The sequence below is a fragment of the Streptomyces sp. 3330 genome, assembly GCF_031456635.1.
Taxonomy (GTDB): domain Bacteria; phylum Actinomycetota; class Actinomycetes; order Streptomycetales; family Streptomycetaceae; genus Streptomyces.
This window is the reverse complement of record NZ_JAVDVA010000021.1, coordinates 117,271-131,624: the sequence shown is the minus strand read 5'-3', so window position 1 is coordinate 131,624 and position 14,354 is coordinate 117,271. Positions and strand designations below refer to the sequence as shown.

General features: G+C 71.4%; 12 protein-coding genes and 1 riboswitch. Of the genes, 6 read left to right on the top strand and 6 right to left on the bottom strand.

Annotation, left to right across the window (positions count from 1 at the left end; all coding sequences use genetic code 11):
• The first annotated feature begins 118 nt into the window (after positions 1 to 118).
• The gene (locus J2X68_RS29995) at positions 119 to 400 is read left to right on the top strand and encodes an HPr family phosphocarrier protein (protein ID WP_020125117.1); all 282 of its coding nucleotides are present in this window, start codon (positions 119 to 121) and stop codon (positions 398 to 400) included.
• A gap of 227 nt (positions 401 to 627) precedes the next feature.
• On the opposite strand, the gene J2X68_RS29990 is transcribed toward J2X68_RS29995, so the two are convergent.
• From J2X68_RS29990 to J2X68_RS29975, 4 genes are all read right to left on the bottom strand, one after another.
• The gene (locus J2X68_RS29990; protein WP_171399953.1) at positions 628 to 1,323 is read right to left on the bottom strand and encodes a GntR family transcriptional regulator; all 696 of its coding nucleotides are present in this window, start codon (positions 1,321 to 1,323) and stop codon (positions 628 to 630) included.
• 188 nt (positions 1,324 to 1,511) lie between these two features.
• Entirely contained in the window at positions 1,512 to 2,255 is a 744-nt protein-coding gene (locus J2X68_RS29985) for a M23 family metallopeptidase (RefSeq protein WP_310435731.1), read from the bottom strand.
• 14 nt (positions 2,256 to 2,269) lie between these two features.
• Positions 2,270 to 2,438, bottom strand: a riboswitch (cyclic di-AMP (ydaO/yuaA leader).
• A 194-nt stretch (positions 2,439 to 2,632) separates the two neighbouring features.
• Positions 2,633 to 4,021 (bottom strand): pitrilysin family protein, encoded by a 1,389-nt coding sequence (locus J2X68_RS29980; RefSeq protein ID WP_310435730.1) that lies wholly within the window; start codon positions 4,019 to 4,021, stop codon positions 2,633 to 2,635.
• On the bottom strand, positions 4,018 to 5,367 hold the full coding sequence (locus J2X68_RS29975; protein WP_310435729.1) for a pitrilysin family protein: 1,350 nt from the start codon (positions 5,365 to 5,367) through the stop codon (positions 4,018 to 4,020). The genes J2X68_RS29980 and J2X68_RS29975 overlap by 4 nt, the downstream gene beginning before the upstream one ends.
• Positions 5,368 to 5,637: 270 nt before the next feature.
• Here J2X68_RS29975 and J2X68_RS29970 point away from each other — a divergent pair, with 270 nt between their 5' ends.
• Positions 5,638 to 8,112 (top strand): DNA topoisomerase IV subunit A, encoded by a 2,475-nt coding sequence (locus J2X68_RS29970; RefSeq protein WP_310435728.1) that lies wholly within the window; start codon positions 5,638 to 5,640, stop codon positions 8,110 to 8,112.
• On the opposite strand, the gene J2X68_RS29965 is transcribed toward J2X68_RS29970, so the two are convergent.
• Positions 8,109 to 9,173, bottom strand: coding sequence for a GTP-binding protein (locus J2X68_RS29965; RefSeq protein WP_310435727.1), 1,065 nt, complete (start codon positions 9,171 to 9,173; stop codon positions 8,109 to 8,111). The two genes, J2X68_RS29970 and J2X68_RS29965, sit on opposite strands and share 4 nt — an antisense overlap.
• Positions 9,174 to 9,496: 323 nt before the next feature.
• On the opposite strand from J2X68_RS29965, the gene J2X68_RS29960 reads away from it, so the two are divergent.
• Positions 9,497 to 10,054: a DUF6082 family protein gene (locus J2X68_RS29960; RefSeq protein ID WP_310435726.1), complete on the top strand. Its 558-nt coding sequence runs from the start codon at positions 9,497 to 9,499 to the stop codon at positions 10,052 to 10,054.
• Between the two features lie 265 nt (positions 10,055 to 10,319).
• Positions 10,320 to 10,559, top strand: a complete 240-nt coding sequence (locus J2X68_RS29955; RefSeq protein WP_310435725.1) for a hypothetical protein — start codon at positions 10,320 to 10,322, stop codon at positions 10,557 to 10,559.
• A gap of 80 nt (positions 10,560 to 10,639) precedes the next feature.
• Here J2X68_RS29955 and J2X68_RS29950 read toward each other — a convergent pair whose 3' ends face one another.
• Complete coding sequence (locus tag J2X68_RS29950) at positions 10,640 to 11,806, bottom strand: citrate synthase/methylcitrate synthase (protein ID WP_310435724.1); 1,167 nt, start codon at positions 11,804 to 11,806, stop codon at positions 10,640 to 10,642.
• Positions 11,807 to 11,905: 99 nt separating this feature from the next.
• Between J2X68_RS29950 and J2X68_RS29945 the strand changes: the two genes are divergently transcribed.
• Entirely contained in the window at positions 11,906 to 13,162 is a 1,257-nt protein-coding gene (locus tag J2X68_RS29945) for a citrate synthase (protein WP_310435723.1), read from the top strand.
• Between the two features lie 155 nt (positions 13,163 to 13,317).
• On the top strand, positions 13,318 to 14,259 hold the full coding sequence (locus tag J2X68_RS29940; RefSeq protein WP_310435722.1) for a sucrase ferredoxin: 942 nt from the start codon (positions 13,318 to 13,320) through the stop codon (positions 14,257 to 14,259).
• The last annotated feature ends 95 nt before the right edge of the window (positions 14,260 to 14,354 follow it).

Sequence of the window (14,354 nt, the reverse complement as noted above, 5' to 3'; positions counted from 1 at the left end):
GTCGGATCGAGGCCGCGATCCGACGACCACGTCGGGAGGGGTCGCACGACCCCTCCCTCACACGCTTCACGTGTGGAACACTGGTCTAGACAACCTGAACACTGAAGGGCAGCATCACATGGCTGAGCGCCGCGTCAACGTCGGCTGGGCCGAGGGCCTTCACGCCCGCCCCGCTTCCATCTTCGTCCGGGCCGCCACGGCCGCAGGCATCCCGGTGACGATCGCCAAGGCCGACGGCAACCCCGTCAACGCGGCCTCCATGCTGGCCGTCCTCGGCCTGGGCGCCCAGGGCGGCGAGGAGATCGTGCTCGCCTCCGAGGCCGACGGCGCGGACGCCGCGCTCGACCGGCTGGCGAAGCTGGTCGCCGAGGGTCTCGAGGAGCTCCCCGAGACCGTCTGAGCGCACACGGCCCGATGCGCGCCCGAGCCGGCTCCGCCGTCGCGGAGCCGGCTGCGCGCTAAACGGGTCGCAGGATTGACGGTCGCGGTGTCCGTCGCCTCTCGGGCGCCGCACCGACAACTCTGAAGGGCTCGTCCGAATTACCGGGCGAGCCCTTCGCATTTCCCGTTCACGGGCAGCAGAAATAATCCCCGAGAATTATCCCCTCTTTGTATACGGCCCTTTTGTTAATGCCGCAGACCCGTCATGTTTACGGGAGGTTGCGAAGTCCTCACACGGTCGGCGCGTTCGGGGCCGCCGGAAAAGCGCAGCCGGTGCGCGGCCGTCGCGCGCTCGGTGTGCAGCGCCGTGATCGCCCGCGCACGCTCACCGTCGCCGCGCGCCACCGCGTCCACGATCGCGCCGTGCTCAGCCCACGACTCCGCGGGGTTGGCCGGGGCCTCCACCGCGTACATCCAGGCGATCTTGTGGCGCAGCTGGGTCAGCATCGACGTCAGGGCATGGCTGCCCGAGGACTGGGCGAGCGTCTCGTGGAACCAGCCCCCCAAGGAGCGCAGATCCTCGCTGTTGCCGCGTCTGGCCCGCTCCTGGCCCAGCCGGACGAGTCCCCGCAGGACCTTCAGATGGGCCTCGGTGCGCCGCTGGGCGGCCCGCGAGGCGCCGAGCGGCTCCAGGAGCATGCGCATCTCCAGCAGGTCCGCGGCCTCCTGCTCGGTCGGCTCCGCGACGCACGCGCCCGCGTGCCGCCGCGTGACGACGAAGCCCTCGGCCTCCAGCGTGCGCAGCGCCTCGCGGACCGGGACGCGGGAGACGCCGTAGCGGCGGGCGAGGAGTTCCTCGGTGAGGCGGCTGCCGCGCTCGTAGACACCCGCGACGATGTCGTCCCGAATGGCCGTGCACACCGAGTGCGCCGGAATACGCATGACGGACCTCCGCCTTAATCCCCGTGAAACGTCGACGATTGACGTGTGTTCCGTGACTCTATTGCAATGAGCGGGAATTTCCGATGGCGGGCCGGAATCCGGGGATATTTTTTGGACAGCAGGGCCTCGAAAACGCCGAAAGCCCCGGCCGGGAGGGCCGGGGCAAGACGATCTGTCGCCGTGGGTCGTCAGACGTTCACGCCGTGGTTGCGGAGGTAGGCGACCGGGTCGATGTCCGAGCCGTACTCCGCGGTGGTGCGGGCCTCGAAGTGCAGATGCGCGCCGGTGACGTTGCCGGTGGCGCCGGACAGGGCGATCCGCTGGCCCGGGGTGACCTGCTGGCCCACCGCCACCTCGATGGACGACAGGTGACCGTACTGGGTGTACGTCCCGTCGTTCATCTTGATGACGATCTGGTTGCCGTACGCCCCGCCCCAGCCGGCCTCGACGACGGTGCCCATGCCGACCGCGTGCACGGTGGTGCCGCTCGCCGCGTGGAAGTCGATGCCGGTGTGGCTGCCGGAGGACCACAGGGAGCTGCTGGCCTGGTAGCTGGTCGACACGTAGGAGCCGGTGATCGGCGAGACGAACGTGTTGAGGCGCTTGCGCTCGGCCTCGCGGGCCGCACGCACGCGTGCCTCGCGCTCCTCCACGGCCTTCTTGGCGGCGGCCTGCCGGGCGGCCTCCTCGAAGGCCGCGTGCTTCTGCACGGCGACCTGGTCGTCGACCTGCTCCGCGACGGCCTCGGAGGCGGTGACGACGGGGATCAGCCCGGTCTGCTCGGGGCTGGGCTCGGCGGCGAGGGCCGGGGAGGCGGCGACGGTGGCCATCACGCCGGTGGTGGTGAGCGCCGCGACGCCCGCCGCGCGAGCGGTGGTCCGCTGCATCCGGCCGGGACGACGGTGCTTGCCGGGCGCGCAGGTGAACGCCATGAAGTCGGGTGTGTCCTTTCCTTCCCTCTCGCCTACCGGGTTAGCTGACGGGTTCGGAGCAGGAAGGTCTCCTACGGACCCCCTCGCGTTCACGCGCGGGCGTCCGATTCACCCCAGGGACTTCACAAGTGGGTCCCCGGCTCCCCTGGCTCGCGCCGTACGGGGACTCGGCGATGACTGTCCGGTGCCGCGGCTGCGGCGCACTGCCTGACGAACAGTCCGGATGACGCTAAGCGGCGCGGGTTTCAATCCTCAAACGGATCCCGGTTTTTGTAGCGCATCCCACAGGGCAGACGGGCAACCTCCGCATCAATTCGGACATACGGAGGCCCTGGTGACGCTCGGTCGACCAGGGCCCCGCACGCGCGTGCCGCTGCCTACTCCGCGGACACGACCTTCACCTCGCCGATGCCGAGGGCCTCGACCGGCTCCTTGATCCGGGCCGCGTCACCGACGAGGACGGTCACCAGGCGGTCCACCGGGAAGGCGTTCACGGCCGCCGCGGTGGCCTCCACCGTGCCGGTCGCGGCGAGCTGCTGGTACAGCGTGGCCTGGAAGTCGTCGGGCAGGTGCTGCTCGACCTGGTCGGCCAGCGTGCCGGCGACGGCCGCGGCGGTCTCGAACTTCAGCGGCGCCACACCGACCAGGTTCTGCACGGCGACGTCGCGCTCCGCGTCGGTCAGCCCCTCGGCGGCGAGGGTGCGCAGCACCTTCCAGAGGTCGTCCAGCGCGGGTCCGGTGTTCGGGGTGTCGACGGAGCCGCTGATGGCGAGCATCGCGGCGCCCGAGCCGTCCGGGGCGGACCGCAGGACCTGGCCGAACGCGCGGACACCGTAGGTGTAGCCCTTCTCCTCGCGCAGGACGCGGTCCAGGCGGGAGGTGAGGGTGCCACCGAGGCAGTACGTGCCGAGCACCTGCGCGGGCCACACACGGTCGTGCCGGTCGGCGCCGATCCGGCCGATCAGCAGCTGCGTCTGGACGGCGCCGGGGCGGTCCACGATGACGACCCGGCCGGCGTCGTCGGCGGTCACCGGCGGCACGGGCCGCGGCTGGGCCGAGGAGCCCGTCCAGGCGCCCAGGGTGTCGCCGAGGAGCGCCTCCAGGTCGACACCCGTGAGGTCGCCGACGACCACGGCGGTGGCCGTGGCGGGACGCACGTGCTTCTCGTAGAAGGCGCGTACGGCGGCGGAGTCGATCTTCTCGACCGTCTCCGCGGTGCCCTGGCGGGGCCGCGACATCCGCGCGGTGGCCGGGAACAGCTCCTTGGAGAGCTCCTTGGCCGCGCGCCGGGAGGGGTTGGCCAGCTCGTGCGGGATCTCGTCCAGGCGGTTGCGGACGAGGCGCTCGACCTCGCTGTCGGCGAACGCGGGGGCCCTGAGGGCGTCGGCGAGCAGACCGAGGCCCTTGGGCAGGCGCGAGGCCGGCACTTCGAGGCTCAGCCGGACGCCGGGGTGATCGGCGTGCGCGTCCAGGGTGGCGCCGCAGCGCTCCAGTTCGGCGGCGAACTCCTCGGCGGAGTGCTTGTCGGTGCCCTCGGAGAAGGCGCGCGCCATGATCGTGGCGACGCCGTCGAGGCCGGCCGGTTCGGCGTCCAGGGGCGCGTCGAGGAGGATCTCGACGGCGACGACCTGCTGGCCGGGACGGTGGCAGTGCAGCACGGTCAGGCCGTTGGCCAGCGCGGTGCGCTCGGGCGCCGGGAACGCCCACGGCTTGGCCTCGCCCGCCCGGGGCTGGGGGTGGAAGTCCATCGTGGCGAGCTCGGTCACCGGGCCGCCTCCTCGTTCTCGTCCTGGTCGGCGGGGGCTTCGGCGGCGGTCGGCTCGTAGACGAGCACCGCGCGGTTGTCGGGGCGCAGGCGGGCCTTGGCGACCTCCTGCACCTCCTCGGGCGTCACGTCCAGCACGCGCTGGACGGCGGTGAGCGCGAGCTGCGGGTCGCCGAACAGGACGGCGTAGCGGCACAGTTCGTCGGCGCGTCCGGCGACCGTGCCGAGCCGGTCGAGCCACTCGCGTTCCAACTGCGCCTGGGCCCGCTCCATTTCCTCGGCCGTCGGGCCCTCTTCGGCGAACCGGGCGAGCTCCTCGTCGATGGCGGCCTCGATGACGGGCACCTCGACGTCGCCGGACGTCTTCACGTCCAGCCAGCCCAGCGAGGGCGCTCCGGCGAGCCGCAGCAGGCCGAAGCCGGCCGCGACGGCCGTACGGTCGCGGCGCACCAGCCGGTTGTACAGGCGCGAGGACTCGCCGCCGCCGAGGACGGTGAGCGCCAGGTCGACGGCGTCGCACGCGCGCGTGCCGTCCTCGGGCAGCCGGTAGGCGGCCATCAGCGCACGGGCCGGCACCTCCTCCTCGACGATCTCGCGCAGCTGCTCGCCGATGACGTCGGGCAGCGCGCCGTCACGGGGCGCGGGCTTGCCGTCGTGGCCGGGGATGGAGCCGAAGTACTTCTCGACCCAGGCGAGGGTCTGCTCCGGGTCGATGTCACCGACCACGGAGAGCACCGCGTTGTTGGGCGCGTAGTACGTGCGGAAGAACGCGCGCGCGTCCTCCAGGGTCGCCGCGTCCAGGTCGGCCATCGAGCCGATCGGCGTGTGGTGGTAGGGGTGGCCGTCCGGGTAGGCGAGAGCGGTCAGCTTCTCGAAGGCCGTGCCGTAGGGGACGTTGTCGTAGCGCTGGCGGCGCTCGTTCTTGACGACGTCGCGCTGGTTCTCCATGGACTCGTCGTCCAGCGCGGTGAGCAGCGAGCCCATGCGGTCGGCCTCCAGCCAGAGGGCGAGCTCCAGCTGGTGGGTGGGCATGGTCTCGAAGTAGTTCGTGCGCTCGAAGCTGGTCGTGCCGTTGAGCGAGCCGCCGGCCCCCTGGACCAGCTCGAAGTGTCCGTTGCCCTTGACCTGGCCCGAGCCCTGGAACATCAGGTGCTCGAAAAGGTGAGCCAGGCCCGTACGCCCCTTGACTTCGTGGCGTGAGCCGACGTCGTACCAGAGGCACACCGCCGCGACGGGGGTCAGGTGGTCTTCCGAGAGCACCACGCGCAGGCCGTTGGCCAGACGGTGCTCGGTCGCTGTCAGGCCCCCGGAGCCTGCCTGGGCTGTGGCCGTGTGACCCATGGGCATGTACGTCCCTTCCGATCGCGGACGCGGTCGTCGAAACCGCGGATTTCCTGCCGGTCCTGCCACTGTATGCAAGCGTGCGCACGGTCCGCGAAGTTCCCGGGCGACATACGCCGAGAGCGAGATCGCGTAGCCTGCGGGCAGCCGTGGAGGAGATGCCTCTGCGTTCGGGCCGGACGGCCGACGCCGGGTCCTCGCCCGCGCTGTCAGTGCCACGGTCCACAATGGTCCGCGTCAGATCCCGTATCACGCCCCAGCAAGGAGCCGGCAGCGATGGCCCGCCGCAGCACGAAGACCCCGCCGCCCGACGACTCGTACGAGGAGCGGATCCTCGACATCGACGTCGTCGACGAGATGCAGGGCTCCTTCCTCGAGTACGCGTACTCGGTCATCTACTCCCGCGCCCTGCCGGACGCCCGTGACGGCCTCAAGCCGGTGCACCGCCGCATCGTCTACCAGATGAACGAGATGGGCCTGCGCCCGGAGCGCGGCTATGTGAAGTGCGCCCGGGTCGTCGGTGAGGTCATGGGCAAGCTGCACCCGCACGGCGACGCGTCGATCTACGACGCGCTGGTGCGGATGGCCCAGCCCTTCTCCATGCGGCTGCCGCTGGTCGACGGTCACGGCAACTTCGGCTCGCTGGGCAACGACGACCCGCCGGCCGCCATGCGGTACACCGAGTGCCGCCAGGCCGCGGCGACGAGTCTGATGACGGAGTCGATCGACGAGGACACGGTCGACTTCGCCCCCAACTACGACGGCCAGGAGCAGGAGCCCGTCGCCCTGCCGGCCGCCTTCCCGAACCTCCTGGTCAACGGCGCGTCCGGAATCGCGGTCGGCATGGCCACGAACATGCCGCCGCACAACCTGGGCGAGGTCATCGCGGCCGCCCGCCATCTGATCCGCTACCCGGGCGCGGACCTGGACGCCCTGATGAAGTACGTCCCGGGCCCCGACCTGCCCACCGGCGGCCGGATCGTCGGCCTCTCCGGCATCCGGGACGCCTACGAGAACGGCCGCGGCACGTTCAAGATCCGCGCCACGGTGTCGGTGGAGACCGTCACGGCCCGCCGCAAGGGCCTGGTCATCACCGAACTGCCCTTCACCGTCGGTCCCGAGAAGGTCATCGCGAAGATCAAGGACCTGGTCGGAGCGAAGAAGATCCAGGGCATCGCCGACGTCAAGGACCTCACCGACCGCGCGCACGGCCTGCGCCTGGTCATCGAGATCAAGAACGGCTTCGTGCCGGAGGCCGTCCTGGAGCAGCTGTACAAGCTGACCCCGATGGAGGAGTCCTTCGGCATCAACAACGTGGCGCTGGTCGACGGCCAGCCGCTGACGCTGGGCCTCAAGGAGCTCCTGGAGGTCTACCTCGACCACCGCTTCACCGTGGTGCGCCGGCGCAGCGAGTTCCGCCGTACCAAGCGCCGTGACCGGCTGCACCTGGTGGAGGGCCTGCTGACGGCGCTCGTCGACATCGACGAGGTCATCCGCCTGATCCGCTCCAGCGACAACAGCGCCCAGGCGAAGGAACGTCTGATGGAGCGCTTCTCGCTGTCGGAGATCCAGACGCAGTACATCCTGGACACCCCGCTGCGCCGGCTCACCAGGTACGACCGCATCGAGCTGGACGCGGAGAAGGAGAGGCTCAACGAGGAGATCGCCGAGCTGACCCGGATCCTGGACTCGGACGCGGAGCTGCGCAAGCTGGTCTCGGCCGAACTGGCCTCGGTGGCGAAGAAGTTCGGCACCGAGCGCCGTACGGTCCTGCTGGAGTCGTCGGGCACCACGGCCGCGGCCGTGCCCCTCCAGGTCGCGGACGACCCGTGCCGTGTCCTGCTGTCCTCCACGGGGCTGCTGGCCCGCACGGCGAACGCCGAGCCCTTCACGGAGAACGCCGAGGACGCGGAGGACGGGGGCGGCAAGCGCACCAAGCACGATGTGATCGTCTCGGCCGTGTCGGCCACCGCGCGCGGGGAGATCGGCGCGGTCACCTCCTCGGGCCGTCTGCTGCGGATCAACGTCGTCGACCTGCCGCAGCTCCCGGACACGGCCTCGGCACCGAACCTCTCGGGCGGTGCCCCGCTGGCCGAGTTCGTCTCCCTGGAGGGCGACGAGACGGTGGTCTGTCTGACCACCCTCGACGAGTCGTCCGCGGGCCTGGCGCTCGGCACGGAACAGGGCGTCGTCAAGCGGGTCGTGCCCGACTACCCGACGAACAAGGACGAGCTGGAGGTCATCACCCTCCGGGACGGCGACCGGATCGTCGGCGCCGTCGAGCTGCGCACCGGCGACGAGGATCTCGTCTTCATCGCCGACGACGCCCAGCTGCTGCGCTACCAGGCCGCGCAGGTGCGTCCGCAGGGGCGCGCGGCGGGTGGCATGGCGGGCATCAAGCTCACCGAGGGCGCGAAGGTCATCTCGTTCACGGCCGTGGACCCCGCGGCGGACGCGGTGGTGTTCACGATCGCGGGCTCGCGCGGAACCCTGGACGACTCCGTCCAGACGACCGCCAAGCTCACCCCGTTCGACCAGTACCCGCGCAAGGGGCGGGCCACGGGCGGTGTGCGCTGCCAGCGGTTCCTGAAGGGCGAGGACTGCCTGTCGCTGGCCTGGGCGGGTCCCCTCCCGGCCAAGGCGGCGCAGAAGAACGGCCTGCCGGCCGACCTGCCGGAGATGGACCCGCGCCGCGACGGTTCGGGCGTGTCGCTGACGAAGACGATCTCGGTGGTGGCGGGGCCGGTCTAGAGCTCGGCCTCCTGGAAGGCCTCGTCGTCGGGGGCCCGCACGTAGCGCAGGACGCCCCACATGCCGTGCTCGTCGGCGTGTGGGGCGTCGTCCTTGCACGCCTCGAGTTCCTTGCCGAGGGCGGCGGCGTCGAGGCCGGAGCCGATGAGGACGAGCTGGGTCAGGCGGGCGTCGGTGGCCGGCCAGGGCTCCGGGTAGAAGCGGAGAAAGCGACCGACGGCGTGCACGGCGTACCGGTTGGCCGGGTCGTGCGGACCGAAGTCGACGTACCCCTTGATGCGGTACAGCCCCTCGGGCCGGCTGTCGAGGAACTCCATCAGCCGGCGCGGGCCGAGCGGCGCCTCGGAGGTGAAGGAGAGGCTGTCGTAGGAGGTGTGGAGGTGGTCGGCGTGACCGTCGTCCGCCCCGTGGTCGTGCAGGTCGTCGAAGGAGAGCTGCCCGACGCGCTCCTCGCCCGGTCGGCAGTCGAAGAGGAACTCGGGGTCGACACGGCCGTAGGTGGCGGGGACGACGGCGGCGCGGTCGGTGAGGGAGCGGACGAGCCCGAGGACGCGGTCGGCGTCGGGCGCGCGGTCGAGTTTGTTCACCACGACGAGGTCGGCGAGGGCGAGGTGCCGGTCGATCCCGGGGTGCTTCGCCCGGGTCTCGTCGAACTCGGCGGCGTCGACGACCTCGACGAGCCCGCCGTAGACGATGCCGGGATGCTCGCTGGCCAGCACCATCCGCACGAGTTCCTCGGGCTCGGCGAGACCGCTGGCCTCGATGACGATGACATCGATGCCGGCGGCCGGCCCGGCGAGCCGTTCGAGGTACACGTCGAGTTCGCCGGCGTCGACGGCGCAGCACAGACAGCCGTTGCCGAGGGAGACGGTGGAGTCGCCGAGCGCGCCGGCCACGGCCATGGCGTCGATCTCGATCGCGCCGAAGTCGTTCACGATCGCCCCGATGCGGCTGCCTCCGCTGCGATGCAGGAGATGGTTGAGCAGGGTCGTCTTTCCGGAGCCGAGGAATCCGGCGAGGACGACGACCGGGATCTGCTGCGGACTGCGGCTCTGCGACACGTGCGACCTTTCCGAAACTACGCGTGCACCGGCGCGCGGCCCGGGCGCGCGTACGGGGACTGAATGCCGCCCCAGGATACGAGCCGTGCCGATCGCCGCTAAGTGAACGATTGTTCGCAGCACCGGCGGAGCAGACGTTGGGCAAGGCGCCCTGGCGTGCGACCCTCGCTTCCCTCCGTGCGCCTCCCCTCCGCCTCCCCCGCCGATCAGAGCCGCTCGGCACTCTGGGAGACGGCAAGCGCCGCCCACCGCTCGCCGGTCCCCGTCACGTCCACCCGCACCCCGACGACCGGCGCACGGCCGCCCGATCGGGGGTTTTTGACATGGCCACACAGAGGTTTGGGGTCCGCGGACTCGGTGCAGTCGCCGCGGCGGCGGCCGGCATGGCCGCGGGCGCCCTCATCACCATGGCGGCACAGCGCCATGCGCTGGAGACATTGCGGGTACGGCTGGAACACCTGGAACGGACCGCTCACACGCAGCAGCACACCAATCTGGCCAACCAGCAGCGTCTGCACTGGGAATTGCTCAGCAAAGCCATCGACGACCCCGAACTGGCGGAAGTGCTGGACCTCTTCGAGGCACCCGTTTCCACCAAGCAACGGCGCCAGTTCCTCTACGCCAATGCCCTCTACACGAACGCACTGTTCTACTACCGGATAGGGAACATCTCTCGCGAGGAGTTCTTCGGATACATTCGGGGCATTCTCCAGAACCCTGTGGTACGGGAGTACTGGTATGCGACGAGACACCAGCGGGCGACCATTGCCGACGGTTCGGACGAAGCGGAACTCGGCCGTATGGTGGACGAACTCCTGACGCAACTGGAGGAGTCGGACGCCGACGAATGGTGGGTGGTGGGCGAGCCCCCGAGCGCGTGAACTCCCCCCGGTCCTCGGCGCACTCCGGCAGCCGACGGCTCACGCTCCGGGGCTCGCACCCCCTTGCGCGGAATCACACCCTCGGCCCATTACGAAAAGGTCAAGTCGGCAGTTAGGTGAGGCGTCAGGGAGTTGACTCGCGCTTGATCGCGTAGAGGACCCCACCAGATCGTCGCCTACGCCGCCGGATGACGAGCGACCCCACAGGGCCCGTCTTGCACCGCGCAGTCGTCGTGCGCAAACCAACGGACCCAAGGAAGCAACAGTGAGTCAGATCATCCGTCGGATCGGTGCATCTCCGCGCGCTCGGGGAAGCGTGAGCGGAGCCAATTGCCCCGATATTTTCGAACTCGCCGATGGTAATTTCGCCGTTATCGGCACGGATGCCACGGATTCACTGGACCCGGCTCTTCCCAGCGATGCATCCCGGGGCGACCACGAGAGAATCGTGGTCATCACCCGCGAGACACTGATTCGCGCGAAGGCCGATATTCCGGACCTTTAGGCTCCTTCGAGAGGACGGCCCGGCCGGCGGAAAGCGCGCCGTGCCGGGCCTTCCTCGCATCCGGGCGCTCAGGGGCTCGTTCAAGCCACCGTCGGCACCTCGACCGGGGCCCTCGGCCCCACATACCGGGCGACCGGACGGATTATCTTGGAGTCCTCCGCCTGCTCCAGGATGTTGGCGCTCCAGCCCACCACCCGCGCGGCCGCGAACGTCGGGGTGAACATCTCGCGGGGCAGCCCGCAGAGCTCCATGACCACGCCCGCGTAGAACTCCACGTTCGTGTGCAGCTCCCGGCCCGGCTTCAGCTCGGCGAGGATCGCCTCGACGCGCCGCTCCACCTCGACGGCGAACCCGACCCGCGGGCCTCCGAATCTCCGGGCGATCTCGCGGAGCATGCGCGAACGCGGGTCCTCCGTGCGGTAGACGGCGTGGCCGAAGCCCATGACGCGCTCACCGGCGAGGACACGCTCACGGATCCAGGGATCGACGCGGTCCGGGGTGCCGATCGCGTCCAGGGTGTCGAGGGCCCGGCTGGGCGCGCCGCCGTGCAGCGGCCCCGACAGCGCTCCCACCGCCCCCACGAGGCACGCGGCGACATCCGCTCCGGTCGAGGCGATGACCCGGGCCGTGAAGGTTGACGCATTGAAGCCGTGATCACTGGTGGAGATCAGGTACTGCTCGATCGCGCGGGCCCGCTCCGCATCGGGCTCGGCACCGGTCACCATGTAGAGATAGTTCGCCGCGTAAGGCAGGTCCTCGCGCGGCTCGACGGGAGCGAGGCCGCGCCCCAGCCGGTACAGGGCGGTGAGCAGCGTGGGCACCGCCGCGGCCGCGACGACCGTGTCCTCGCGCCGCCGGTCCGCGTCGATGTCGTACACCGGCCGGAACCCCTTCGCCGTGCCCAGCAGCGAGAGCGCCGTCCGCATCCCGGCCAGCGGATTCGCGTCCGCGCCGGCCGCCGCCAGGGCGGGCAGGGCCGCGGCCACCTCCTCGGGGAGGCGCCGCAGTGCCGCGGTCTCGGCGACGAAGGCCGCGCTCCGTCGGCTGTCCGGCAGTTCACCGTGGACCAGGAGGTGCCAGACGTCCTCGAAGCGGCGGGTGCGCGCGAGGTCCACGGCGGAGTACTGGCGGTAGTGGTAGAAGCCCTCACGCCCTCGGACGTCGCCTACCTCCGTGTCGGCCACGACGAGACCCGCGAGTCCCCGCGGCACGTCCATGGTCGAGGGTGCTGACAGGTTGACGGACATTTTTTCCTCCCTGAACTTGATCCGACTGTCCATGCTTGACTCAATCCCTGTCAATATTGATTGAATCAATGTCCGAGTCTTGTGGATACGGTGACCCCCATGCGCGATCAGGAACCCGGCCCAGGCCACCCCGAACGACGGCTGAGCACCAAGGAGGCCGCCGAGCTGCTCGGTGTGAAGCCCGAGACCGTGTACGCGTACGTCAGCCGTGGCCAGCTGGGCAGCCGGCGCACGCCGGGCGGCCGGGGCAGCACCTTCGACGCCAAGGAGGTCGAGGCGCTCGCGCGACGCAACAGGCGGGAGAGCAGCGGGGGTCCGGGCTCCGGGGCGGAGCTGTCCGTCCGCACGCGCGTCACCTTCATCGACCAGGACCGCTACTACTTCCGGGGCGTCGACGCGGTCGAACTGGCCTCCCGGCACTCCTACGAAGAGGTCGCGGAGTGGCTGTGGACCGGTCGGCTGCGGCCCGGCGTGACCTTCACCGCGCCCCAGGAATCCGTCGAAGCCGCCCGGCGGGTCGTCGAGGCGCTGCCCGAACACACCGGCCCCACCGACCGGTTGCGGGTCGCCGCCGTCGCCGCGGCGGCCGCGGACCCGCTGCGGTTCGACCTGTCCGAGGGCGCCGTGCTCGGCACCGCCCGCGTCCTGATCCCCACCCTCGTCGCCGCCCTGCCTCCCAAGGTGCCCACGCACCGCGACGAAGGCCCGCTCGCCCAGCGCCTGTGGGGCCGGCTCAGCGGACGGTCCGCCGAGACGGCGCAGCTGCAGGTGCTCGACACAGCGCTCGGCCTGCTCGTCGACCACGATCTGGCCGCCTCGACGCTGGCGGTGCGCGTCGCGGCCTCGGCCCGGGCGCACGCCTACGCGGCCGTCTCCGCCGGGCTCGGTGTGCTCGAGGGACCGCTGCACGGCGCGGCCGGGGGGCTGGCCCACCGCATGCTGCTCGACGTGCTCGACCTCGGCAGCGCCGCTCCGGTGATCGCCGAGGAGCTGCGCGCGGGCCGCCGGGTTCCGGGCCTCGGTCACCGGCTCTACCCCGGCGAGGACCCGCGCGCGCGTGCCCTGTTCGCCCTCCTGGACGAGATCCCCGCCGCCGCGCCGGCCCTCGCCGCGGCCCGGGACATCGTGGCCACGGCCGCGCGCCACGCGCCGTTGCACGCCAACGTGGACCTGGCGCTCGCCGTCCTCACCGCGTCCTGCGGCATGGAGTCCTCGGCCAGCGAGACGATCTTCGCCGTCGCCCGCACGGCGGGTTGGATCGCCCACGCCCTGGAGGAGTACGGCGAGCGGCCCCTGCGGATGCGTCCGAGCGGACACTACGTGGGGCCGAAGCCGCCCCAGCCCCTGCCGAGGTAGGAGGGCGGAGGAAGCCGTCGTGCGCCGCCACCAGGCGTGACGACGGGCGGTCCAGGCGCCCCCGCCCCTCGCCGCTCGCGCACGCGTACCCGCACGGCCGAGCACGCGCCCGGGCCGGAGGCCGCGCTCCGGCGAGTCAGGTTAGGCTCACCTCTGTGAGTACGTGCGCGACCGTCTCGCGGGATCTCGGCGAGCCCATTTCCGGAACCGCGGCCACGGCGACGACCTGGCTCCTCCTGGAGCAGCCCGGCCCCTGGGGTGCCGACGCGCTGGTCTCGAGCCACCTCGACCCGGCCCTGGGCCGCGCCCTGCACGCCGCCGCGCGGGACACCGGCGTACGCGTCGCGCTCATCCGCCGTCCCGGGCGCCACGCGGACTTCGGCGCACCGCCCCTGCGGCAGGTGTTCGCGGCCCACACCGTTCCCGGACGGGCCTGGCTGCGCAGCGCCACCACCCACGACCCTCGGCAGCTGCTGGACGTCGACTTCGCCGCGCTCGGCGGCGGCGACCACCGCACCTTCGACAGCGCGCTGCACGGCGGGCCCCACACGGGCGACCCGCTCGCCCTCGTCTGCACCAACGGCAAGCGCGACCGCTGCTGCGCCCTCCTCGGCCGTCCACTGGCCGCCGCGCTCGCCGCGTCGGGGGTGCGGGGCGCCTGGGAGGTCACCCATCTGGGGGGTCATCGCTTCTCCCCCACCCTGCTCGTCCTGCCGTACGGGTACGCCTACGGCCGCGCCGAGGCCCAGGCCGTCAAGGAGGTCCTGCACGGCGTGCGGGAGGGGCGGATCGTGGTGGACGGGTGCCGCGGGTGCTCGGCCTGGGATCGGCCCGGCCAGGCGGCGGAGCTGGCGGTGCGCTCGGCGACCGGGGAGGACGCTGCGGAGGCACTGAGCGTCGTACGGACTACGGGCGGTGCGCCGCGCTGGGAGGTGACCGTCGCACACCGGGACGGACGCCACTGGCAGGTCGTCGTCGAGCAGGGCACCTCCCTGCCGCCCCGGCCGGAAAGCTGCGGCGCGTCGGTCCTCGGTTCACCTGCACGGATGGACGTGGTGGCGGTACGTGAGCTTGCGGGCACGGCCCGGATGGGCTGACAGCCCCCGGTCCCGGCACGGCATCGCACCGCGCGAGCAGCGCGGAATCGATTCCTCTTGACCCCGTCAAGAGATCCACACCACCCGACCCTACG

What these genes read in the sequence shown, in the direction of transcription:
- J2X68_RS29950 (WP_310435724.1), bottom strand. Translation starts at nt 11,806, where the DNA reads ATGTCCGTCAACCTGTCAGCACCCTCGACCATGGACGTGCCGCGGGGA.
- J2X68_RS29990 (WP_171399953.1), bottom strand. Translation starts at nt 1,323, where the DNA reads ATGCGTATTCCGGCGCACTCGGTGTGCACGGCCATTCGGGACGACATC.
- J2X68_RS29975 (WP_310435729.1), bottom strand. Translation starts at nt 5,367, where the DNA reads ATGCCCATGGGTCACACGGCCACAGCCCAGGCAGGCTCCGGGGGCCTG.
- J2X68_RS29960 (WP_310435726.1), top strand. Translation starts at nt 9,497, where the DNA reads ATGGCCACACAGAGGTTTGGGGTCCGCGGACTCGGTGCAGTCGCCGCG.
- J2X68_RS29970 (WP_310435728.1), top strand. Translation starts at nt 5,638, where the DNA reads ATGGCCCGCCGCAGCACGAAGACCCCGCCGCCCGACGACTCGTACGAG.
- J2X68_RS29995 (WP_020125117.1), top strand. Translation starts at nt 119, where the DNA reads ATGGCTGAGCGCCGCGTCAACGTCGGCTGGGCCGAGGGCCTTCACGCC.
- J2X68_RS29985 (WP_310435731.1), bottom strand. Translation starts at nt 2,255, where the DNA reads ATGGCGTTCACCTGCGCGCCCGGCAAGCACCGTCGTCCCGGCCGGATG.
- J2X68_RS29945 (WP_310435723.1), top strand. Translation starts at nt 11,906, where the DNA reads ATGCGCGATCAGGAACCCGGCCCAGGCCACCCCGAACGACGGCTGAGC.